The sequence below is a fragment of the Pseudomonas sp. GW456-L12 genome (assembly GCF_059424045.1).
Genome location: NZ_JBWKZA010000005.1, coordinates 207,425 through 228,899, shown reverse-complemented (window position 1 = coordinate 228,899; position 21,475 = coordinate 207,425). Strand labels below are relative to the sequence as shown.

Below are 21,475 nucleotides of genomic sequence, written 5' to 3'. Positions count from 1 at the left end.
GTGCCGGCAGTGCAACAATCCCTGCTGAACAGCCAGCCGACCGTCCCGGAAGCTGGGCCCTCTTCACAGATGACCGCCAGGCGGGCGCACAGTTCGACCTGGTTTAATTCTAGCTCCAGACGCTCAAACCCGCGCTTTCCGCCCCGGCCCACACCCCTACAACTTGAGCAATGGCTCCTGGAAACGCAGCAAGCGCCCGGCATTGCCCAGCACCAGCAAGGTGCTGAGGTTATGCAGCACCGCCGCGATCATCGCCCCCGCCGCGCCAAGCCAGCCGAACGCGGCAAAGGCGACTATGGCCAGGGTCCAGCCCAGGCCGATGATCACATTGACCTGCAGGGTCTGGCGGCACTGGCGACTCAGGCGCACACAGGTGCCGAGGCGCCGCAGGTCGCTGCCGATCAGCACGATATCGGCCGACGCCAGGGCAATGTCCGCCCCACCCGCGCCCATGGCCACGCCGACCACGCCAGCCTTGAGCGCCAGGGAATCGTTGATCCCGTCGCCCACCACCATCGGCCGGAAACCGCTGTCGATTTCCCCCAGCACGCGCTTGAGTTTGTCTTCCGGTAGCGCCTGGGCTTCGACATCGCCGATGCCGACATCCCGCGCCAGGCTGTCGGCCACGCTCTGGCGGTCGCCGGTCAGCAACAACTGGCGGCCCAGCCCCAGTTCGCGCAGCTCGTCGAGGGCAAACCGCGCTTCCGGCTTGACGCTGTCGGCCAGCAACAGCCAGGCGAGAAATTCGCCGTTCAGCGCCAGCCCGGCAATCGGTCCGTCATGTTCGGGCACCGCCGTGGTGGCGATGCCGAGCTGGCCGAACAACTCGGGACGCCCCAGGGCGGCTTCGCCCTGCTCGGTCTGCGCCACCACTCCCAGCCCCTGGCGCTCGCGAATATCCGACAGCACCAGGAAATGCTCCTGGGCCACCAGGCCGGCCAGCGCGCGGCTGACCGGGTGGCTGCTGGCCGAACCGAGACTGGCCGCCAGGTTCAACAAGGCCTGGCGATCTTCCCGCGGGCTGTCGATCGATTGCAGGCGCAAGGTGCCGAAGGTCAGGGTGCCGGTCTTGTCCACCACCAGCGAGGTCAGGTCCGCCAGTTCCTCGAGGAACGCCGAGCTGCGAATCAGGATGCCGTGCCGCGCCGCCACGGCGATCCCGGCAATCGCCGTGGCCGGCGCGGACAGCACCAGGGCACAGGGACAGGCCGCCACCAGCACCGCGAGCATCGCCTGGGCATCGTGGGTGATGAACCAGGTCACCGCCGCCAGCAGCAACACCAGCACCATATAGCTGCCGGCGTAACGTTCGAGCAAACGGGTGATCGGCGGCTTGGAACGTTCGGCGCTTTGCATCAGCGCGATGACCTTGCCCAAGGTCGATTCGTGGCCGGTGCGGGTCACTTCCAGGCGCAACAGGCCGTCGAGGTTGATCGCCCCGCCGAACACCTGCATGCCGACATCGGCCTCCAGCGGCACCGACTCGCCAGTGATCGGTGCGGTGTCGAGGCTGGCCTGTCCGGACAGCACCAAACCATCGGCGGGCACCCGGTCACCCGCACGCACTTCGACGACATCGCCGGCCTTGAGCGTGGCGTTGTCCACCTCGCCAATGCTGCCATCGGCCTGCACCAGACGCGCATGGCTGCGGGTCAAGCGGCCCAGGGCATGAATGGCTTCCTGGGAGCCGATCACGCTGCGCTCTTCCAGCACGTGGCCGAAGATCATGATGATCGGCAACAGCGCCGCGGTCAGCAGGTCGCCGGTGGCCCAGGCGCCGAGCATGGCCAGGGCGATCAACTGGTCGGTGATGCCGTGCAGGCTCGGGTAACGCAGGCTGTACCAGGCCGAACGCATCACCGGCAGTGCCACCAGCAACGAAGCGAAACCCAGCAGCAACTGGCTGACGCCGGTCTGCTCCGGGGCCAGCCAGCGCCAGACCAGGCCCAGGCCGAGCAGCCCCAACGCGAGCATGGCCAGGGTCAGCTGACGCGCGGCGCTACGTTGTTCTGCGGAGGTGAGCATGCTCGCCGGCGCGGCGGCATGGGTGTGGGCAGTCATGGTTGGGCTCCCTGAATAATCAGGCGGGAATCGTCTTGGGGATTGACCGTGGTCACCGAGCCGGCCTGGCCGAGAATCTTCGGCAGCCGTTCGCGGTAGATGCGCAGGAGCATTTCCGGGTCGGTGCCGTTGCGTTGCGCCTGGGCCAGGCCCTGGATGGTCGCGGTGTCGGCCTGGGCCTTGGCCAGGCGCTCACCAGCCTGGGCGTGCGCCACCTGCAAGGTGCGGTCGGCCTGTTCGTTGGCGGTTTGCGTGAGTTTTTCGGCTTCGGTGCGAGCGTTGGCCACCGCCTTGTCGGCTTGCTGGCTGGCGGTCAGCACCGCGTTGAAGGCGCTGACCGCCGGCCCCGGCAGACTGGACTGGACGTCGACCCGGGTCACTTCGATACCGATCCCCTGCCCGGTCGCCGCCAGATCCGCCAGCCGCTGGTTGATGCCTTGCACCAGATCACCACGCAGCCGTTCGCGACGCTCGGCGGCCTGGTTGTCGGCCCCGATCAGTTCCGGACGCGCCACCAGAATGGTGTCCAGATCGCGGGCGGCGGTCAGGGCCAGGGCACTGCGGGTCACCAGTCGATCCAGCGCCGGCAACACATGCTCGCCCTGCAATACAAAGGCATAAGGCTCGGTGACCTTGTAGAACACCCGCACATCCAGCTGCACCACCCCGGCGTCGCCGGTCAGCAGATAACCGGAACCAGCCAGGGCATCGCTCAGGGGCACGGCGAAACTGGCCACCTTGTCACCCTTTAAGGCCGCATCGGAACGCAGCAGGCTTTCCACTCGGCGTTCGATCACCCGGTCAGCGGCGGGCAACAGCACTACCTGTTCGAACGGCTGCGGCCAGGCCAGTAACAAGCCGGCGTTCTGGATGCGATCCAGGGCGCCGAAATGCAGGACCACCGCGCGATTTTGTGGATCGATCTGCCGCACATTGGAAAACGCCCAGGCCAGGGCTGCCAGCACGGTCACCGCATACAGGGCGAGAAACGCCAGGCGACCGGCCTGAATCCATGGGCTGCCAAGTTCATGTGTTCCACGTGGAACCAAACTCATGGTTGCGACCCGGCGGCTTTATTGCCGAGTGTCGGCGGCCCGTCCACCAGCACCCGGAACGGCGCGGCGTCGGTGCGCAGAATCAGCTTGGTGCCTGGGGTCACCACAGTGCCCAAGGTGTCCAGCGAACGCAGCAGGTTGTACAGCTGCGGCGAACCGGCGTAGGCGCGGCCGTAGATCTCCGCCGCCTGCACCCGCGATTGTGCTTCGATGTCCGCGGCTTTCACCGTGGCATCAGCCTGGACGATGCGCGCATCGCGCTCGGCGGCGGAACGGATTTGCGCCGCTTCGCGCTTGCCGATGGCCGTGCGTTCGGTGGCGATGGTTTCACGCTCGGCGCGCATGCGGTCGACGGTGGCGGTCAGGGTCACCGAGGGCAGGGTCAGGCGTTCCACACCGACTTGCAGCACGCGCACGCCGTAAGTACTCAGCAACTGTTGCTCGATCTGTTTGCGCAACTGGGCTTCGAAGTCGGCGATGCGCACCTTGCTGGCATCGGTGTTCACCAGATTGGCCAGGTCAAAACTGCTGGCGGTGGTTTCCAGGGCCGAGCCGACAAAGGTGCGGATCTGCCGCGCCGCTTCGTCCGGCTGGTTCTGCACCGCGCGCATAAAGCGTTTCACGTTGTCCGCATCGCCCTGCACCTGCCACGCCACATAGGCCTGGACGATGATGCGCAAACCGTCGCGGGTGCCGACATCCTGCAAACCGCTGGAAGTGGTGCGCAGGCGCAGGTCCACCGGGATCGCCGCCTCGAACGGTGCCGGCCAGCGCCAGCCGAGGCCCGGTTCCAGCAGCACCCGTGCCGGGTTGCCGAAACGGGTAATCACCGTGGCTTCGCCGGAGCGCACTTGCACCAGGCTTGCCGCGGCGACGGCGAACAACACCAGCAACAGCGCCCAGGCCATGCGCCGCCAGGGAAAGGGCCCCGCCTCTTCCGGCGCGCCGTGGTGGTGATGATGGTGTCCGTGGTGATGCCCGCCGTGACCGTGATCGTGGCCGGCGTGATCCTGATGATCGTGGGAATGGGACTGGCTCAATGGACGGCTCCTGGCTGAGCGGTGTTACCCGGTACCGAAGGCTCGGTCGGCAAAGTGAATGTACGCAGGTCGAGGGTCGGTGCGTTGGCGCCGCCCAGGCGATGATCGAGCACCAGCAACTTGGCGTTGCGCAGGCCCTGGCTCAGCTGGCTCAAATACTGCTCCAGCACGAATGCCTGGCCGGCGCTGGCATAGGCCTTTTGCTCGGCGCTGAACCGCAGGTCGGCCGCTTGCGCCGTGGCCTGCACTTCATGGGCCGTGGCCTGGGCCTGATCGCGGGCGATGCTGGCCTGCAATTGCGCCTGGTTGGTCTGCTCGCTGGCCGCGCCACGCTCGCGGGAGATCAGCGCCTGGGCACCGATCTGCGCGGCCTGGACGCCGTGATAAGCATTGGCGGCGCCGGCCGGCGGGTGAATGGCCTCGACCACGGTGGCGAGGATCTCCACCCCGCTGTCGAGTTTCTCCAGGTCGGCCTGCACCGCGCGGCCGATATCCTCGGCCAGGTTGGTACGGTCTTCGCCCAGCAGGCCGTCGAGGGTGCGCGAGGCGAAGTCGTGGACCAGGATGCGGCTGGCGGTGCTGCGGATCAGCATCGGAATGTCGGCGCTGTTGTAAGTCGCCGCCAGGGCCGCCTGATCGCTCAGGCCGATGCGATAGACGAAGCGCACGTCCATGTTGACGATCTGGAAGCTCTGCTTGTCGGCAGCGCCGCTGGCGATCACCTGGGACTTGTCGTTGACATGGCTGGCGTCCCACAAGCGGTTGGCCACCAGCGGTGGCGGCCCTTCGGCGGAGGCCGGTTCGATCACGCTGGGCGCTTCGCCGACGCTGGTGGCCAGCTCGTGCACCACGCCGTTCTCGACACTCAGCACCCGGCCCAGCGGCCAGGGCAGGCCCGCGTGCAAACCCGGGCCAAAGACCGCCACCGGCTTGCCGAAACGCTCGTAGATGCCCCGCCCCTGCAATGGCACTTCGTGCAGGCCAGTGAGCAGCCAGCCCACCCCGAGCACCACCAGCAGCACCGGCAGGAATGCACGGCGCATATAAGTGAAGGCCCAGATCTGCCGCAGGTCGATGCCGAAGCGGTTGTGCAATTCGTGCTGCAAGGCCAGCAAGGGTTGCGGCGGCCAGCGCAGCAGATCGGCGACCACGCTGTGGGCCAGCATGCGTGGCTCCAGTTGCGCGCGACGCGGGCTGAACAGCGAAAGCACCGCACGCAGCAGGAACTCCAGCGCCACCAGCGCCGGCAATACCCCGAGCAGCACGCCCAGGCGCACCGGCCAGAGCGCCGTGTCGCTGCTGAACAACAGGCACAGCGCCGCCAGCACCAGGCTGATGATCGCCACTCGCGCCAACTGCGCCAGCGCCGCGGCTTCCGGCCATTCGCCGGGGTGTTCCTGGCTCAGTTGACGCTCGAACACCAGCAAGCCGAAGGCCAGCAACAGCGCCAGCACCGCGCCGACATTGCCCGCCAGGCCCAGGGCTCCGGCGGGCAGGCCGAGGTTCCACGCCTGCTCGATCATCAACAGCACCAGCAAGGCCCAACCGCCCAACCACAAGGTCGGCGCGCCGATCTGCGCCAACAAACTGGACCAACGCCGGCTGATGCCCTCCAGCAGCCGCTCGTACCAGCCGTCGTCGGGTAGCGGTTCATCCGCAACCGGCTCCGGGCTCGGCGCCACCTCTGGCGCCCGCAACGCACCCGCGCGCCAGGCACTGACCCAGCCCGCCGCCTGCAGGCCGCCGACCAGCACCAGCAAGGCCGCGGCCAGATTGACCAGCAACGCCGGCCATAAGGATTGCGGGGCAAACAGGCCGACGAAAAACGCCAACACCAGCCCCACCCCAGCCAGCCCCGCCAGCCCGATGCCCCAACGCTTCAGACGGCGTTCGTGAAAGGCCGCCCGCTGAAACCTCGGCAAGGCTTCGACCCCCGCCCCTTCAGTCTCAAGATCGACTTGCATAGCACCCCAACGCTGGTCGTTAACCCATTCCGGCCTGTGGATAACTCTCCGGCAGGCCGCTGTATTTGTCATAAATCGTTACGATATAACGATAGTAGTGAAATTTTCGTCCCTTACCTATGCCTTTATTTGCCGTGGGCGCGTCACAAACCCAGGGAAAACCGCTGCTGTGCTGATGCCAGCCCGCGAGATCTGTGGCCATAATCCGTGGCCCACTTTGTGACAAGGAAACGTCCAGCCATGCTCTCCATCTACCAGCTCAAACCGCGCTTCCAGAACCTGCTGCGGCCATGGGTCCAGCGCCTGTACGAGAACGGCACCACGGCCAACCAGATCACGGTGCTGGCGGGAGTGATTTCGGTGCTGGTGGGCGCCCTGATCGCCAGCTTCGCCAGCCACCTCTGGCTGTTCATCCTGATCCCGCTGTGGATGATCCTGCGCATGGCGCTGAACGCCGTCGACGGCATGCTGGCCCGGGAATTCGGCCAGCAATCGCGCCTGGGCGCCTACCTCAACGAATTGTGCGACGTGATTGCCGACAGTGCGCTGATCCTGCCCTTCGCACTGATTGCCGGCGTCAGCCTGCCGCTGGTCCTGCTAGTGACGCTGCTGGCGCTGTTCAGCGAATACGCCGGCGTGCTGGGGCCGATGATCGGCGCCTCGCGCCGCTACGACGGGCCCATGGGCAAGAGCGACCGGGCGTTCGTGCTCGGCGTGCTGGCCACCGGCATCGCCCTGGGCTGGCTGAGCGCCGCCTGGATCAACGGCGTGCTGGCGCTGGTCGCCACGTTGTTGGTCTACACCTTGATCAACCGGGTTCGCCAAGGCCTGCTCGACGTACAACTGCAAGACACCCAACGACAAGAAGTGCAGCAAAACGCCCCCTCGGAATAAGGAAGTTGCCATGCGCGAAGCTCTCCACCAGACCTTCACCACCCACGACGGCGTCGAGCTGTTCTACCGCCACTGGCCGGCCACCGCCGCCCCCTCGGACGCCCCGCGCCAGGCGGTGCTGCTGTTCCACCGCGGCCATGAACACTCCGCGCGCATCGCCCACCTGGTGGACGAACTGGACCTGCCAGCCTTCGATTTCTTCGCCTGGGATGCCCGCGGCCATGGTCAGTCGCCCGGCGCCCGTGGCGACAGCCCGAGCTTCGCCACCAGCGTGCGCGACGTGCAGACCTTCTGCGATCACCTGCGGGCCAGCCACGGCATCGACGAAGAACACATGGCCGTGGTGGCCCAAAGCGTCGGCGCGGTGATTGCCGCCACCTGGGTCCACGACTACGCGCCGCGCATCCGCGCCCTGGTGCTGGCGTCGCCGGCGTTCAAGGTCAAGCTCTACGTGCCTTTCGCCCGCCCGGGCCTGGCGCTGATGCGGCGTTTTCGCGGCAACTTTTTCGTCAACAGCTACGTCAAGGCGCGCTTCCTCAGCCATGACCCGGCGCGCGTGGCCTCCTATGACAGCGACCCGCTGATCACCAAGGCGATCTCGGTGAACGTGCTGCTGGGCCTGTACGAAGCCGCCGAACGGGTGGTGGCCGATGCCCAGGCGATCCAGGTGCCGACCCAGTTGCTGATCTCCGGCGCCGACTTCGTCGTGCATCGGCGGCCCCAGGAACAGTTCTTCGAGCGCCTGGGCAGCCTGCACAAGGAAAAACACATTCTGCCGGGCTTCTTCCACGACACCCTCGGCGAGAAAGCCCGGGCCCCGGCCGTCGCCAGCGCCCGGCGCTTCATCCTGCAGAACTTCGCGCGACCGCTGAACCGCCCTGCCCTGCTCGACGCCGACCGCCTGGGCCTGACCTGCGCCGAGTCCGAGGCGCTGGCGGCGCCCCTGCCGCACAACTCCCTGCGTGACCTGTACTGGCGCATGACCCGCGCCAGCATGCGCCTGGGCAGCCAGCTCTCGACCGGGGTCAAGCTGGGTTTCGACACCGGTTTCGACTCCGGCAGCACCCTGGACTACGTCTACCGCAACCAAGCCACCGGCACCTCGGCCCTGGGCCGGATGATCGACCGCAACTACCTGGACTCCATCGGCTGGCGCGGCATTCGCCAACGCAAGCTGCATGTGGAAGAACTGCTGCGCCTGGCCATGGAAAAACTGCGCGCCGAGCAGCGCGAAGTGCGCATCGTCGACATCGCCGCCGGCCACGGGCGCTACATTCTCGAAGCCTTGCAGGGGGTCAGCCCGCTGCCGGAGTCGATCCTGCTGCGCGACTACAGCGACATCAACGTGCGCGACGGCAATGCGTTGATCGCCGAGAAAGGCCTGGGCGAGATTGCCCGCTTCGTCAAAGCCGACGCCTTCGACCGCGACGACCTCGCGGCCCTGGCGCCCAAACCGACGCTGGCGGTGGTCTCCGGCCTGTACGAGCTGTTCGCCGACAACCCGATGGTCAGCGATTCCCTGGCGGGCCTGGCCGCCGCCGTGGAGCCTGGCGGTTACCTGGTCTACACCGGGCAACCGTGGCACCCGCAGCTGGAGCTGATCGCCCGCGCCCTGACCAGCCACCGCGCGGGCCAGGCCTGGGTCATGCGTCGCCGGACCCAGGCCGAGATGGACCAACTGGTGGAAGCCGCGGGGTTCCGCCGGATCACCCTGCGCGTCGATCAGTGGGGCATTTTCAGCGTGTCGCTGGCGCAGCGGGTGCAATGATGACGGTCGCCGCGACATACACCCGCGAGCCCGGCCTGCTGAAACCCGCGGTGCTCTGGCTGTTGCTGCTGGCGCCGCTGTTTTTCGGCACCTACGGCTTCGCCACCTGGGTCACCGCGCAACGCGCCGAGGTCGGCAGCCTGGTGTTCGACTGGGAGCGGCAGATGCCGTTCTGGGCCTGGAGCATCGTGCCCTACTGGTCGATCGACCTGCTGTACGGCTTTTCCCTGCTGTTGCCCACCAGCCGCGAAGAGCTCAAGCGCCACGCCCTGCGACTGCTGACCGCGCAAGTCATCGCCGTCAGTTGCTTCCTGCTCTGGCCGCTGCGTTTCACCTTCCAGCGCCCGGAACTGGGTGGCCTGTTCGGTTGGCTGTTCGACGTGCTGGCCGGCTTCGACAAGCCGTTCAACCAGGCGCCGTCGCTGCATATCGCGCTGCTGGTGGTGCTATGGGTCTGCTACGCGCGGCATGTCCAGGGCGCCTGGCGCTGGCTGGTGCACGGCTGGTTCGCGCTGATCGGCGTGTCGGTGCTGACCACTTATCAACACCACTTTATCGACGTGCCCACAGGCGCCCTGGCCGGCTGGCTGTGCGTCTGGCTGTGGCCGCTGGACCGCCCAGGGATGCTGCACAACCTGCGCCTGGCCCGCGACCGCCAGCGCTGGCGCCTGGCGTCGTTCTATACCGTGGGCGCCGCGGCGCTTGCCATCCCGGCCTTGGCCTTTTCCGGTGCCTGGTTGTGGCTGTTGTGGCCGGCACTGGCTCTGCTGCTGGTGGCGCTGAACTATGGGCTGTTCGACGCCAAGGGTTTCCAGAAGGGCGCGGACGGCCGCCTGGGCAACGCCACGCGCTGGCTGCTGGCGCCTTATCTGGCGGCGGCCTGGATCAATTCCCGGCTGTGGACACGCCAGCATCCACAGCCCGACGAGGTTGTGGATAACGTCTGGCTGGGGCGCATCCCGACCCCGGGCGAGCTACAGGACAGCCCGTTCAGCGCGGTGCTCGACCTGTGTGCCGAACTGTCCGTGGACGGTCGCCACCTGGCCTATCGCTGCGTGCCGGTGCTCGACCTGACCGCCCCCACCACCGAGCAATGCCGCGAGGCCGCGCAAGCCATCGAAAGCCTGCGCGAGCACGCGCCGCTGCTGGTCTGCTGCGCCCTGGGTTACTCGCGCAGCGCCACTGCCGTGGCCGCCTGGCTGTTGTACACAGGCCGCGCCGTCAGCGTCGATGCGGCCATCGTGCAGATCCGTCGCGCGCGCCCGCAGATCGTCCTGCAACCCGCGCACCGCAAGGCCCTGGAGCCTTTATCCACAGCCCAGGGGAGCGCCCATGGCCACTGATATGGAACTGCATGCGGTGGCCAGCCTGTTGCGCCGCGGGCATTCGCTGGACCTGTTATCCACAGGCCTGAGCCTGCTTGGCGCCCTGCTCGGCCTCGGCCAGTGGCTGCTCGGCGTGTCCGCCCCCTGGGCCATCGTCCTGAGTGTTGCCCTGCTGGTGCTGGGCTTGCTGCAAAAGTACTGGGCGTTGCGGGTGGCCTTCGATGCCGAGCTGTTCCAGCGGGTGGCGGACAGCCCGCTGCCGCTGGCCGAACGCAGCGATGCCCTGGACCAGGCGCTGAGCGCCCTCGGCCTGCAACCGGCGAATGCCGGCGGCCGCCCGTGGCAACAACGCAGCCACGGCGCCCTCAACCTGTTGCGTCGCCAGGCCTGGCTGCTGGCGGCGCAAGTACTGCTGACACTGGGCTTCATCCTGGCCAGCCCCTGGCTGGCCATCGCCGGATAAGGAATTCTCATGCTCGAACCCCTGGTCGCCACCCTCATCACCTCCGCCGCCCGCACCATCACCGGGGCGCGCAGCCTGTGGCTCGGTTGCGGGCCGCAGGCGGTGCAACGCATCTACTTCGCCAACCACAGCAGCCACGGCGACTTCGTGCTGCTCTGGGCCTCGCTGCCGCCCGCGCTGCGCAAGGTGACGCGGCCGGTGGCCGGCGCCGATTACTGGCAGACCCGCCCGCTGCGCCGCTACCTCATCAACCGGGTGTTCAACGGCGTGCTGATCGACCGCGAGCGCAAGGAGCCTGTGGATAACCCCTTGCAGCCGATGCTCGACGCCCTAGCCAACGGCGATTCGCTGATCATCTTCCCCGAAGGCACGCGCAACCTGGAGGAGAAAGGCCTGCTGCCGTTCAAGAGCGGCCTCTACCACCTGGCGAAAAGTTACCCACAGGCCCAGGTGATTCCGGTGTGGATCGCCAACCTCAACCGCGTGATGCCCAAGGGCCGTTTCCTGCCCCTGCCGCTGTTATGCACCACCAGCTTCGGCGCGCCGCTGTCCCTCGAGGACGGCGAAAGCAAAGAGCACTTCCTCGAACGCAGCCGCGCAGCGCTGCTGGCCATGGCCCCGGAGCATTCTTGAGATGGATAGGCAAACCCTGATGTTGTTCGGCGGGATCGGCGCGGTACTGGTGCTGGCCTCGCTGATCGGTTTTCTGCTCAAGCTGCGCAGCCGTGGCGCGCCGAGCTCGGTGATCGACAACCTCAACGCGCGCATCAACGCCTGGTGGGTGATGGTGCTGGTGATCGGCATCGCCTTCTGGCTTGGCACCAGCGCAGTGATCCTGCTGTTCTACGCGGTGTCCTTCTACGCCCTGCGCGAGTTCCTGACCCTGATGCCGACCCGGCGCAGCGACTACCCGGCGCTGGTGGCGGCGTTTTACCTGGCCCTGCCGGTGCAATACCTGCTGATCTACTTCGACTGGTACGGGCTGTTCTCGATCTTCATCCCGGTCTATGTGTTCCTGCTACTGCCGATCCTCGCGTCCCTGGGCGGCGACAGCACGCACTTCCTGGAGCGCGCCTCCAAGGTCCAGTGGGGGCTGATGATCGCGGTGTTCTGCGTGTCGTTCGTCCCGGCGCTGCTGACCCTGGATATCGCCGGCTACGAAGGGCGCAACCTGCTGCTGATCGCCTACCTGGTGATCGTGGTGCAGATGTCAGACGTGCTGCAGTACGTCTGTGGAAAACTCTTCGGCAAACGCAAGATCGCCCCGCGGCTGTCGCCGTCCAAGACCGTGGAAGGTTTTGTCGGCGGCATCCTCCTCGCCTCGCTGATCGGCGGCGCGCTGTGGTGGATTACCCCCTTCACCATTTGGCAGTCGTTCCTGATCGCCCTGCTGATCAACCTGCTGGGCTTCGCCGGCGGCATCGTCATGTCGGCGATCAAGCGCGACCGCGGGGTGAAGGACTGGGGCCACATGATCGAAGGCCACGGCGGCATGCTCGACCGCCTGGACTCGGTGTGTTTCGCCGCGCCGATCTTCTTTCACCTCGTACGCTACTGGTGGACCTGAACCCCCCGCCTCCCTTCTTCTGTAGGCGCGAAGCTTGCTCGCGAAAAGATCGCCAACGATAACGCGTGCCGGTTGACGGCACGCCGCTTCGCGGCTTTCGCGAGCAAGCTTCGCTCCTACAAGGAAGACGCAATCGCCACGCAAGACGCGATCGCGTGCTTGACCGAGGTTGCTGTGCGCGCTCATATTACGGTCATAATTTTTTGCTCAACTACCTTTAAAGCCTTCTTTTCCGATTGCAGGAGAACAGCCATGAGCAGCTACGACGTCGTCATCCTCGGTGGTGGTCCCGGTGGCTACAACGCCGCCATTCGCGCCGGCCAGCTGGGCCTCAAGGCCGCCTGCGTCGAGGGCCGCGCCACCCTCGGCGGCACCTGCCTGAACGTCGGCTGCATGCCGTCCAAGGCCTTGCTGCACGCCTCAGAGCTGTATGACGCGGCCATGGGCAAGGAATTCGCCGAACTGGGCATCGAGGTCAAGCCCAGCCTCAACCTCGTCCAGATGATGAAGCAGAAGGACGACAGCGTGGCCGGCCTGACCAAGGGCATCGAGTTCCTGTTTCGCAAGAACAAGGTCGACTGGATCAAGGGCTGGGGCCATATCGACGGCCCGGGCCAGGTCACGGTGACCGACAGCGCCGGGGCCAAGACCCGGTTGCAGGCCAGGGACATCGTGATCGCCACCGGCTCCGAGCCGACACCGCTGCCCGGGGTGGAGATCGACAACCGGCGCATCCTCGACTCCACCGGGGCGCTGTCCCTCGGCGAGGTGCCCCGGCACCTGGTGGTGATCGGCGCCGGGGTGATCGGCCTGGAGCTGGGTTCGGTCTGGCGGCGCCTGGGGGCACAGGTGACGGTGGTCGAGTACCTGGACCGCATCTGCCCCGGTGTCGATGGCGAAGCCGGCAAAACCCTGCAACGGGCCCTGGCCAAGCAGGGAATCGCCTTCAGGCTCGGCACCAAGGTCAGCAGCGCCAGCACCTCGGAACACGGCGTGCAACTGAGCGTCGAACCGGCGGCGGGCGGCACGGCGGAGCTGCTGGAAGCCGACTATGTGCTGGTGGCCATCGGCCGCCGGCCCTACACCCAGGGCCTGGGCCTGGAGAACGTCGGCCTGAGCACCGACTCGCGCGGCATGCTCGCCAACCAGCGGCACCGCACCGCGGCCGCTGGCGTGTGGGTGATTGGCGACGTCACCTCAGGGCCGATGCTCGCCCACAAGGCCGAGGACGAGGCCATGGCCTGCATCGAGCAGATCGTCGGCAAGGCCGGCGAAGTGAATTACGACCTGATTCCCAGTGTGATCTACACCAAGCCCGAGCTGGCCAGCGTCGGCAAGACCGAAGAGCAGCTCAAGGCCGAGGGCCGGGCCTACAAGGCCGGCAAGTTCCCTTTCACGGCCAACAGCCGGGCCAAGATCAACCACGAGACCGAAGGTTTCGCCAAGGTCCTGGCGGACGCGCAGACCGATGAAATCCTCGGCGTGCATTTAGTAGGACCGAGCGTCAGCGAAATGATCGGTGAATACTGCGTGGCCATGGAGTTTTCCGCCTCGGCCGAAGACATCGCCCTGACCTGCCACCCGCACCCGACCCGCTCCGAGGCGTTGCGCCAGGCAGCGATGGATGTGGAAGGGATGGCGACGCAGATGTAGAGCCCGGTCCCGCCCCTGTAGCCGCTGCCGCAGGCTGCGATCGCGACCGAAGGGCGCGCAAGCTCTCAAGATCGCCGAAGGCCTTCGGCCTTATCGTCCGAACGCGGCCCGAGCCTTCGGCAGCGGCTACAGATGATCGCATCAGGCCGGCAAATGCCCCAGCGGCAGCGCGCCCGGGGTTTTCACCGTGTGGATCGCGAAGTTGCTGCGGATATCGCTGACGCCCGGCAGTTTCAGCAGGCTGCCGGTAAGAAAACGGTCATAGGCCCGCAGGTCCGGCACCACCACCTGCAGCAGGAAGTCCGACTCGCCGGACACCAGGAACGCCGAAAGCACCTCCGGCAGCGCCGTCACCGCCTTGTGGAAGGCTTCGGAATGCTCGTCGGTGTGCCGCTCGACCTTGACCCCGACGAACACCGTCAGCCCCAGGCCCACTTCATCGCGATCGAGGTTGGCCTGGTAGCCGCGAATCACCCCGGCTTCTTCCAGCATCCGTACCCGGCGCAGGCAGGGTGAAGGAGACAGGCCGATCTCCTCCGCCAGTTGCACGTTGCTCAGGCGGCCGTCGCGCTGCAGGGCGGCGAGAATCTTGCGGTCGTAGGCGTCCAGTTTCATTTTTGGCATTTTCCGATAGTCACTCCATGTCCAGGTGGAAGATTATGCCAATTTCCACCTCCTTGCTGGCTGACTACGCAAGCACCTGCCCTGCCCTTCGGCCCTAGACTCTACCTACCGAATCGACAACGAAAGGGGGTGGCAAGGTGGCGCAACTGTGGATGTTTTTCCTGGCATTGGCGGTGGTCTATCTGCTGCCCGGCCCCGACATGATCCTCCTGCTGCAAACCGGCGCCCGCCAGGGCAAGGGCCTGGCGCTGGCCACTGCGGTGGGCCTGGCGATTGCCCGGGGCTGTCATGTGGCACTGGCGGCATTGGGCCTGGCCGCCCTGTTCAAGGCCGCGCCCTGGACCTTCGAGGTGGTGCGCCTGGGCGGGGCCGCGTACCTGTTGTGGCTCGGCGTGCAGTGCCTGCGGGCCAACCTGCTGCCCAGCCTGCAGAATGGCGAGGCCGCGAGCGCCCTGCGCTGGCGCGAAGCGATCCGTCGCGGCCTGCTGACCAACCTGCTCAACCCCAAGGCGCTGCTGTTCTGCTCGGTGCTGCTGCCACAGTTCATCGACCCGCAGGCCGGCCCCGTGGCCGCGCAGTTCGCCAGCCTCGGTCTGCTGCTGGTATTGGTGGGGTTGCTGTTCGACAGCGCCTACGCCCTGGCCGGCGCCTGGATCGGCCGCTGGCTGGCGCACAACCGCGCCGCCCAGCGAGTCCAGCAATGGCTGTTCGGCAGCCTGCTGATCGGCTTCGCCGTGCGCCTGACTTTCGTGCAACAGGCCTGAAGCTCTGTAGCCGCTGCCGCAGGCTGCGATCGCGACCGAAGGGCGCGCAAGGTCGCAAGATCGCGGCCCGAGCCTTTGGCAGCGGCTACAAAAGACCGCGCCTGAGGTTATTGCGCAAACCCGCCCCTGCCGTTATTTGCATAGGCCCACCCTGGTCGATATTTGCGCAGATCCGCCCTTTGTAGCCGCTGCCGCAGGCTGCGATCGCGACCGAAGGGCGCGCAAGGTCGCAAGATCGCCGAAGGCCTGCGGCCTTATCGCAGCCTTCGGCAGCGGGTACAGGGGCCGGTTCAGGCCGGCTTGCGGGCAATGATGACCTGGCTCTTGGCGACCACGGAGTCCAGCGCGTGCTTGATCTGCACCCCGCGCGGCGAGTTGAGGATGGTCTGCCAGGTGTTCGCCCATTGGTCGAGCAACGGGTGGTCGGGGTTGCTGAATTCGACCTTGGCTTCCCAGAACAGCAGCATCCACATCGACCAGTAGAAGCCGTACTGGCTATGGCTGAGCACCTCCAACCCGGCGTCGCCGACCATCTGCTTGAACTGCTCTTCGCTGATGATGCGGATATGGTTGGGCTTCTGGAAATACTCCGGCGCGGCGATGTCCTTTTGCAGGTCCTCGGAGCTCGGGTGCGGCACGCTCAACAGGTACAGCGCGCCCGGCTGGCCGACCCGCACCAGCTCGCAGAGAAACTGCGCCGGATCGTCCACATGCTCGATGACCTCGGTGGACACCACCCGGCTGGCGGTGCCGTCGGCAATCGGCAGCGGGTTGCAGTCGGTGACATGGCATTCCACGCCACGGGCCGGGGTATCGCTCAGGCGCTGGCGCGTCGCCTCGACCTTGGCCGCGTCGATGTCGGCAATGATGATCTTCGCCCCGCGCATCGCGCAGTAATGCACGTTGCCGCCGTCACCACAGCCAACGTCCAGCAGGGTGTCCTCGGCCGTCACCGGAAAGCCGGTGAACAGCTCGCCGTTTTCCTGGTTGAACCAGCCGCTGAGCATGGCGTCCTGCAGGCCCAGCATGTACGGATCGACCTTGGCCGGCGGCGGTGCGTCGGGCGTCACGGCCGCAGGAGCGCTCGCCGTGAGTTTTTTCAGAAGGCTCAGCATGAAGTGACTCCAGTGGAAGGAACGGGAGAACGGGATGTGCCCAGGCGTTGCACCAGCTCGGCGCCCCGATTGCGCAGGGGCAACTCGATGACACGGTAGTTGAGTTCGCTGAGCAACAGCAGCAGGCCCAGGGCGCAGGCCAGCGCCAGCAGCGGCTGGTCGTTCAGCCCGGTCGTGCCCAGGGGCGCCAGGCGGAACCAGGCTTCGCGGGCCAGCAGAAACACCGGGATATGGATCAGGTAGATCCCGTAGGAACGACTGCCGATCCAGGCCAGCAGGCTTTTCAGCGGGCCACGAGGCAACAGGTAGTCGCGGTTATAGGAAGCGACCCACACCAACAGCGCGCAGAGCACGGCCAGGGCGCCCACCCGGTAAAAGGTGGCATGGAAACCATCGGTGGCCAGCCACCCCATGCCCAGGCCGCACAGGATCAGCAACAACGGGCCGAGCCCCGGATGCCGACCCAACCACTTCGGTTCCCAGTGCCGGTAGCTGGCGCGGGGCGTCCACAGCGCCAGCAACACGCCGAGGGCCATGGCGTCGGTGCGGATGACCATCAGCAGCGCCGAGCGCATGGTCAGGACCTGCACAACCACCAGCGCCAGCAACACCCAGACCAGGTACCTGCGACACAACAGCACCAGCAGCGGCAGCAACAGGTAGAACTGCTCCTCCAGCGACAGGCTCCAGTAGACGAAACTGGCGCCGTATTCGTAGTGGAAAAAGCTGTCGGCGAAACGGAAATTGGCGAATTGCAGCAGGCCGGCAACCGTGGCCCAGAGGTTGGCGTGCAGGCTGCCGAAGGCTCCCGAACGATTGAGGAACAGGCTCGCCAGCAACATCAGCAGCAGCCACAACCAGGCCGAGGGCAGCAGGCGGAAGGCGCGGCGAATCCAGAAGTCGCGGGTCCGTTGCCAGCACTGCGCGGCGCTGGTACAGGCGCGCAGCTGCGGGACCAGGTTGCGGGCGATGACAAAACCGGAGATGGCGAAGAACAGGTCCACGCCCCACCAGAACTGGCCGTAGGCGGCGACGCTGCCCAACCAGGCTTGCCCCTCGCGAAACAGATTGCCTTGCAGATGATGGAACACCACGCCCAGCACCGCGATGCCCCGCAGCAGCTCGATGTCCATGATCCGCTTGTCGTTCAAGACGGCTCAGCCACGGCGCCGGGCAGCGGCTTGCGGGCGATGATGACCTGGCTTTTCGGCATGAAGCCATCGAGCACCTGCTTGATCGCCAGCCCGTCGGGTTGCGCCAGCAGCTCCTCCCAGGTCCGCGCCCAGCCTTCCATCAGCGCCGGGTAAGGCGCCTGGATGCGGTCGCGCACGGCGCCCGGCGGCTCGCGTCCGGCGGCCCGTTCGCTGGCCCAGAAAAAGATCATGCCCATGACCCAGAAAAAGCCCGTGGCCTGCCGATGCTCGATGACCAGCCCGGCGTCCTCGATCATCTGGCCAAAGCCTTCGCGGGAAAACACCTGCACATGGTTCGGCGCGCGGTAGTAGCCGGGCGGCGCGATGCCCTTCTGCAAATGCTCGCCCACCGGGTCCGGAACGCTGATCAGGTACTGCGCGCCGGGACGGCCCATGCGCACCAGCTCGGCGAGAAACGGCGCGGGCTGTTCGATGTGCTCCAGCACTTCCATGCACACCACTTTGCTCGCGCAGCCCTGGGCCAGCGGCAACGGCAGGCTGTTGCTGACCAGCCCCAGGGCCGCTACGTCCGATTGCTCGGCGACTTGCCGGGCCAGGTCACGCACCTTGTCGAACTCGCTGTCGGTAAAAATCACCGAAGCGCCCTGGCGCATGGCGAACAGCGTCGCCACGCCCTCGCCGCAGCCGACATCGAGCAGGGTGTCGTCGGCGCTGATGGCAAAGCCCTTGAGCAGCTCGCCGGTTGCGGAACGGAACCAGCCATCGAGCATGGCGTCGCGCAAGCCGCAATCGCGGGGAGAAACCGCTGGCCTGGACGCTTCGGCCAGCAGCGGCGCAGGCAACGGCGCGCCCCTGCGCAAACGCCGCAAAAACGCCCGCATCACGCGGGAAGCCCGGGGGTGGCAGACGCCTTGCGCCGCTCCAGCACCTGCTGGAAGAACTCGCCCAGGCGCTGTTCGGCCGTAGCCTGGCTACAGAAGCGCCGCAGGCTTTCGATCGCATGGCTCGACATGCGCGCATAACGCTCGGGGTCCTGCAGGGCGACGTCGTAGCTGGCGCGATAGGCCGAGCACAGCGAGTCCCAGTTGGTGATGTAGCGCAGGGTCCGGTAGGCCGCCCGGGGATCGTGGGGCCAGGCGGTCAACTCGTCGGTGGAGTCGACGATGAAAGTGTTGTCGTGGTCGATGTAGTCGGCCATCGCGGTGTTGCACGGCGCCACCGCCGGCTTGCCGCAGGACATGAACTCCATCAGCGGCAGGCACTGCCCTTCGCCGAACGAGGAATTGACCACATAGCGGGTGGCCTCCACCAGCCGCTCGTAGTCCGGGTCGGACAAAAAGCCGTGGATCAGCACGATCCGGCACTGGTAGGACTGGTTCTTGTAGAGGTGGTGCAGCATGTCGGCCAGTGCGTTACCGATATCGTGGTGGGTCAGTTTCAGCACCAGAGTGGCGTCGGCACAGTCGCGAAAGGTGGTGCAGAACGCACTGATCATGTCCTGCCAGTTCTTGCGCCCGTCGTAGGGGTTGAACACCGAGGTGTAGACCACCCCGTCGAGCAGCAGCTGGCAGTCGCGGGCCGTGGCATCGAGCGCCAGCGGCATGTCTTCGCGCAGCATGCCAGGGCCGTAGGCACTCAGGTCCAGGGTCCGGCTGTCGAGCAGCAGCCCGTGCAGGTTGAGGGTCACCCGGGCCGCCCGTGGCTGCTTGCCCAATTGCTCGCCACGGCGGGCGAAGCGATCCCAGACCGGGGCCGGGATCGCGCATATCGGGTAGTCCTCGCCCATCACATCGCGCACCGCTCGCACGGTAAAGCTGGAGTGGGTGATCGCCGCGCCCGCGGTGCCCAGGACCAGCCGCCAGTCATGGCGCGGCTCGCCCTGCCAGCTTTCGGTGGGAATGGTGCTGAACTCCCAGGCGAACACCGGGATGGTCGGGCAAGCGTAATGGTTGGGCGTGCGATGGGGCGGCGAGAACGACAGGAAGATGCACGCCTCGCCTCGGCTCTGGCAGTCGAAATACAGGCGGTCCACCAGCTCGTCGGGGTTGCTGACCTCCAGCACCTGGCCCAGGCGTTCCAGCACCGGCCGGAACTCCTTGAGCACGAAGTAGTAGCTGTATTCGGGACGGCCCAGGTTCTGCTGGATGTTGCTCTTGTTGGTTTCCGAATGGATGAGGATCAGCATCAGGCGTTACCCGCCACGGCCAGGGAGGATGCGCCGTCGGCCTCGGTCAGCGGGGTCAGGGCGAAGAACTCCCGCAGGCGCCCCTGGACGCTGGCGAAGCTGCTGTACTCCTGCATGCGCCGGGCCGCGGCCAGGGACATCGACTGGTACCCCGCGGGGTTTTCCTTGGCCATGCGGTAACTGTCCTGGTAGGCGGTTTTCAACGAGCCCCAATCCGGGCGGTGGCGCAGGGTGCGAAACAGGATGCGCGAGTCCTGCGGCCAGATCGCCGGCTCCTGGCTGGACTTGACGACGAAGGCCACGTCCTCGTCGATGTAATCGAGCATGGCCGTGTGCAGCGGCGCGATCACCGGCTTGCCGCAGGCCATGAACTCCATCAGCGGCAGGCACAGGCCTTCGCACCGCGAGGCGTTGACGTAGAAACTGGCCGCGCCGTACAGCCTTGCGAATTGCTCGTCGTCCAGATAGCCGTGCATGGCCACCACCCGACAGCTGAACGGTGACAGCTGCGACAGCAGGGTCAGCATTTCGACGTAATAGGTCGACAGGTCGTTCTGGGTCATCTTCAACACCAGGGTGGCGTCTTCGGTGTCGCGCATTGCCCAGCAGAACGCGGTAATCAGTTGATGCCAATTCTTGCGACCGTCGTCTGGGTTGAACACGCTGACATAGACCACGCCATCGACCTGGAACTCCACCTGCCGGTCGGTGGCCGGGAGGACGGCCTGGGGGTGTTCCGGCTCAGGCGCGGGTACCGGCAGGACGACGGGCAGCGCTGCCGCGTGCTCCGGTCTCGATTTCGCCATCAGCGCCCGCAGGCGCTCGGGAACCCGGTCGCGCAACCCCTCGCGGTAGCATTCGCGAACATAGTGCTTGCTGATGAACAGCGGCCGGCGCCATTCGCCGCCGGCCAGCGCCCGATACCATTCGCGCAGATAGTGCTTGGCGATGAACAGCCGGCGCCTGACGGTCAGCGGTGGGGCTTCGACGATTTCGGCCTCGACGGGAGCGGGAGGCGGCGGCGCCTCATCCAGCACCGGCGCGACCAGGCCGTCGGCGGAAAGTCCCAGGGCCCGGCTGTCGATGATGCAGCCCTTGATCTGCAGGGTGGTGCCGGCGTTGACCGGCACATTGGGGTATTGCCCGCGGACGCCGTCGAAGCGCTCCCACAACGGGGTAGGCAGCACCAGCACCGGAAAATGCTCACCCAGCACCCGACGCACCGCACGGGCCGTATGGCTGGACAGGGTGATCACCCGGCCATGGCGGCCAAGGGTGCGGCTCCAGTCCTGGTGCGGGTCGTTATCCCAGTATTCGTGGGGGATCGAGTCGAACTCCCAGGCCACCACGCACAGGGTCGGGCAGTCCAGGTCGACCGGGGTTTTCTGGGGTGGGGTGAACGAAAGAAACAGGCAGTCTTCGCCCTTGAGCCGCAGCTCGTGATACAGCCGGTCGACCTCGGCCGGCGTCTGCACCACATGCACGCGCCCAAGGCTTTCCAACACCGGGCGATAGGCCTTGAGCACGAAGTAATAGCTGTATTCCGGACGCCCGAGGCTCTGGCTGATGGAGCCGTCGTTAACATCCGAATAAAGAATGAAATTCATGGCATCTCACGATGAAGCCGCCGTCCTGGCACCTTCACACAATGACGGTAGAGCCATGGCGCCACGCCTGTGTTGTGGGCGTGCATCCATCGTTCTCATGCCCGTCTACGTTCTTGTTCTATTGGTCAGTTTTGCATGGCTGCGAGACAGCCATTCTGATCGCTTTGGGGTCGAGACGAGGGGCATTCTAAACACATCCATTGAAGATTCGGGAACCTCCCGACAAGATTTTTCCT

18 protein-coding genes are annotated in these 21,475 nt (G+C 66.2%); 8 read left to right on the top strand and 10 right to left on the bottom strand.

Annotated features, from left to right (window positions below):
* Positions 1–156 precede the first annotated feature (156 nt).
* The 4 genes from AC07Y9_RS08935 to hflK (AC07Y9_RS08920) are packed head-to-tail and all read right to left on the bottom strand — an operon-like array spanning position 157 to position 6,120.
* On the bottom strand, positions 157–2,061 hold the full coding sequence (locus tag AC07Y9_RS08935) for a cation-translocating P-type ATPase (protein WP_102680213.1): 1,905 nt from the start codon (positions 2,059–2,061) through the stop codon (positions 157–159).
* Positions 2,058–3,116, bottom strand: a complete 1,059-nt coding sequence (hflK, locus tag AC07Y9_RS08930) for a protease modulator HflK (RefSeq protein ID WP_053263169.1) — start codon at positions 3,114–3,116, stop codon at positions 2,058–2,060. Before hflK (AC07Y9_RS08930) ends, AC07Y9_RS08935 begins: the two co-directional genes overlap by 4 nt.
* Positions 3,113–4,156 (bottom strand): protease modulator HflC, encoded by a 1,044-nt coding sequence (gene hflC, locus AC07Y9_RS08925; protein WP_007927627.1) that lies wholly within the window; start codon positions 4,154–4,156, stop codon positions 3,113–3,115. Before hflC ends, hflK (AC07Y9_RS08930) begins: the two co-directional genes overlap by 4 nt.
* Complete coding sequence (hflK, locus tag AC07Y9_RS08920; RefSeq protein ID WP_102690438.1) at positions 4,153–6,120, bottom strand: protease modulator HflK; 1,968 nt, start codon at positions 6,118–6,120, stop codon at positions 4,153–4,155. Before hflK (AC07Y9_RS08920) ends, hflC begins: the two co-directional genes overlap by 4 nt.
* A gap of 240 nt (positions 6,121–6,360) precedes the next feature.
* Between hflK (AC07Y9_RS08920) and AC07Y9_RS08915 the strand changes: the two genes are divergently transcribed.
* From AC07Y9_RS08915 to lpdA, 7 genes are all read left to right on the top strand, one after another.
* Positions 6,361–7,014: a CDP-alcohol phosphatidyltransferase family protein gene (locus AC07Y9_RS08915; protein ID WP_102678693.1), complete on the top strand. Its 654-nt coding sequence runs from the start codon at positions 6,361–6,363 to the stop codon at positions 7,012–7,014.
* Positions 7,015–7,024: 10 nt separating this feature from the next.
* A complete protein-coding gene (locus AC07Y9_RS08910; protein WP_102678694.1) occupies positions 7,025–8,782 on the top strand; it encodes a bifunctional alpha/beta hydrolase/class I SAM-dependent methyltransferase in 1,758 nt (585 codons plus the stop codon).
* Entirely contained in the window at positions 8,782–10,125 is a 1,344-nt protein-coding gene (locus AC07Y9_RS08905) for a phosphatase PAP2/dual specificity phosphatase family protein (protein WP_102678779.1), read from the top strand. Before AC07Y9_RS08910 ends, AC07Y9_RS08905 begins: the two co-directional genes overlap by 1 nt.
* Entirely contained in the window at positions 10,115–10,570 is a 456-nt protein-coding gene (locus AC07Y9_RS08900) for a hypothetical protein (RefSeq protein WP_102678695.1), read from the top strand. Before AC07Y9_RS08905 ends, AC07Y9_RS08900 begins: the two co-directional genes overlap by 11 nt.
* Positions 10,571–10,579: 9 nt before the next feature.
* Entirely contained in the window at positions 10,580–11,203 is a 624-nt protein-coding gene (locus AC07Y9_RS08895) for a lysophospholipid acyltransferase family protein (RefSeq protein ID WP_102678696.1), read from the top strand.
* 1 nt (position 11,204) lies between these two features.
* Positions 11,205–12,137 (top strand): phosphatidate cytidylyltransferase, encoded by a 933-nt coding sequence (locus tag AC07Y9_RS08890; protein ID WP_007927638.1) that lies wholly within the window; start codon positions 11,205–11,207, stop codon positions 12,135–12,137.
* A gap of 252 nt (positions 12,138–12,389) precedes the next feature.
* On the top strand, positions 12,390–13,790 hold the full coding sequence (lpdA, locus tag AC07Y9_RS08885; RefSeq protein WP_102678697.1) for a dihydrolipoyl dehydrogenase: 1,401 nt from the start codon (positions 12,390–12,392) through the stop codon (positions 13,788–13,790).
* Positions 13,791–13,931: 141 nt separating this feature from the next.
* Here lpdA and AC07Y9_RS08880 read toward each other — a convergent pair whose 3' ends face one another.
* Complete coding sequence (locus tag AC07Y9_RS08880) at positions 13,932–14,405, bottom strand: Lrp/AsnC family transcriptional regulator (protein WP_009051665.1); 474 nt, start codon at positions 14,403–14,405, stop codon at positions 13,932–13,934.
* A gap of 146 nt (positions 14,406–14,551) precedes the next feature.
* Here AC07Y9_RS08880 and AC07Y9_RS08875 point away from each other — a divergent pair, with 146 nt between their 5' ends.
* A complete protein-coding gene (locus tag AC07Y9_RS08875; protein WP_102678698.1) occupies positions 14,552–15,178 on the top strand; it encodes a LysE family translocator in 627 nt (208 codons plus the stop codon).
* A 290-nt stretch (positions 15,179–15,468) separates the two neighbouring features.
* Here AC07Y9_RS08875 and AC07Y9_RS08870 read toward each other — a convergent pair whose 3' ends face one another.
* The 5 genes from AC07Y9_RS08870 to AC07Y9_RS08850 are packed head-to-tail and all read right to left on the bottom strand — an operon-like array spanning position 15,469 to position 21,239.
* Entirely contained in the window at positions 15,469–16,293 is an 825-nt protein-coding gene (locus AC07Y9_RS08870; RefSeq protein ID WP_102678699.1) for a class I SAM-dependent methyltransferase, read from the bottom strand.
* Entirely contained in the window at positions 16,287–17,444 is a 1,158-nt protein-coding gene (locus AC07Y9_RS08865) for an acyltransferase family protein (RefSeq protein WP_102678700.1), read from the bottom strand. The genes AC07Y9_RS08870 and AC07Y9_RS08865 overlap by 7 nt, the downstream gene beginning before the upstream one ends.
* Positions 17,441–18,328 (bottom strand): class I SAM-dependent methyltransferase, encoded by an 888-nt coding sequence (locus tag AC07Y9_RS08860; RefSeq protein ID WP_102678701.1) that lies wholly within the window; start codon positions 18,326–18,328, stop codon positions 17,441–17,443. The genes AC07Y9_RS08865 and AC07Y9_RS08860 overlap by 4 nt, the downstream gene beginning before the upstream one ends.
* The gene (locus AC07Y9_RS08855; RefSeq protein ID WP_102678702.1) at positions 18,328–19,632 is read right to left on the bottom strand and encodes a glycosyltransferase; all 1,305 of its coding nucleotides are present in this window, start codon (positions 19,630–19,632) and stop codon (positions 18,328–18,330) included. Before AC07Y9_RS08855 ends, AC07Y9_RS08860 begins: the two co-directional genes overlap by 1 nt.
* Positions 19,632–21,239 (bottom strand): glycosyltransferase, encoded by a 1,608-nt coding sequence (locus AC07Y9_RS08850; RefSeq protein ID WP_102678703.1) that lies wholly within the window; start codon positions 21,237–21,239, stop codon positions 19,632–19,634. Before AC07Y9_RS08850 ends, AC07Y9_RS08855 begins: the two co-directional genes overlap by 1 nt.
* Positions 21,240–21,475 lie beyond the last annotated feature (236 nt).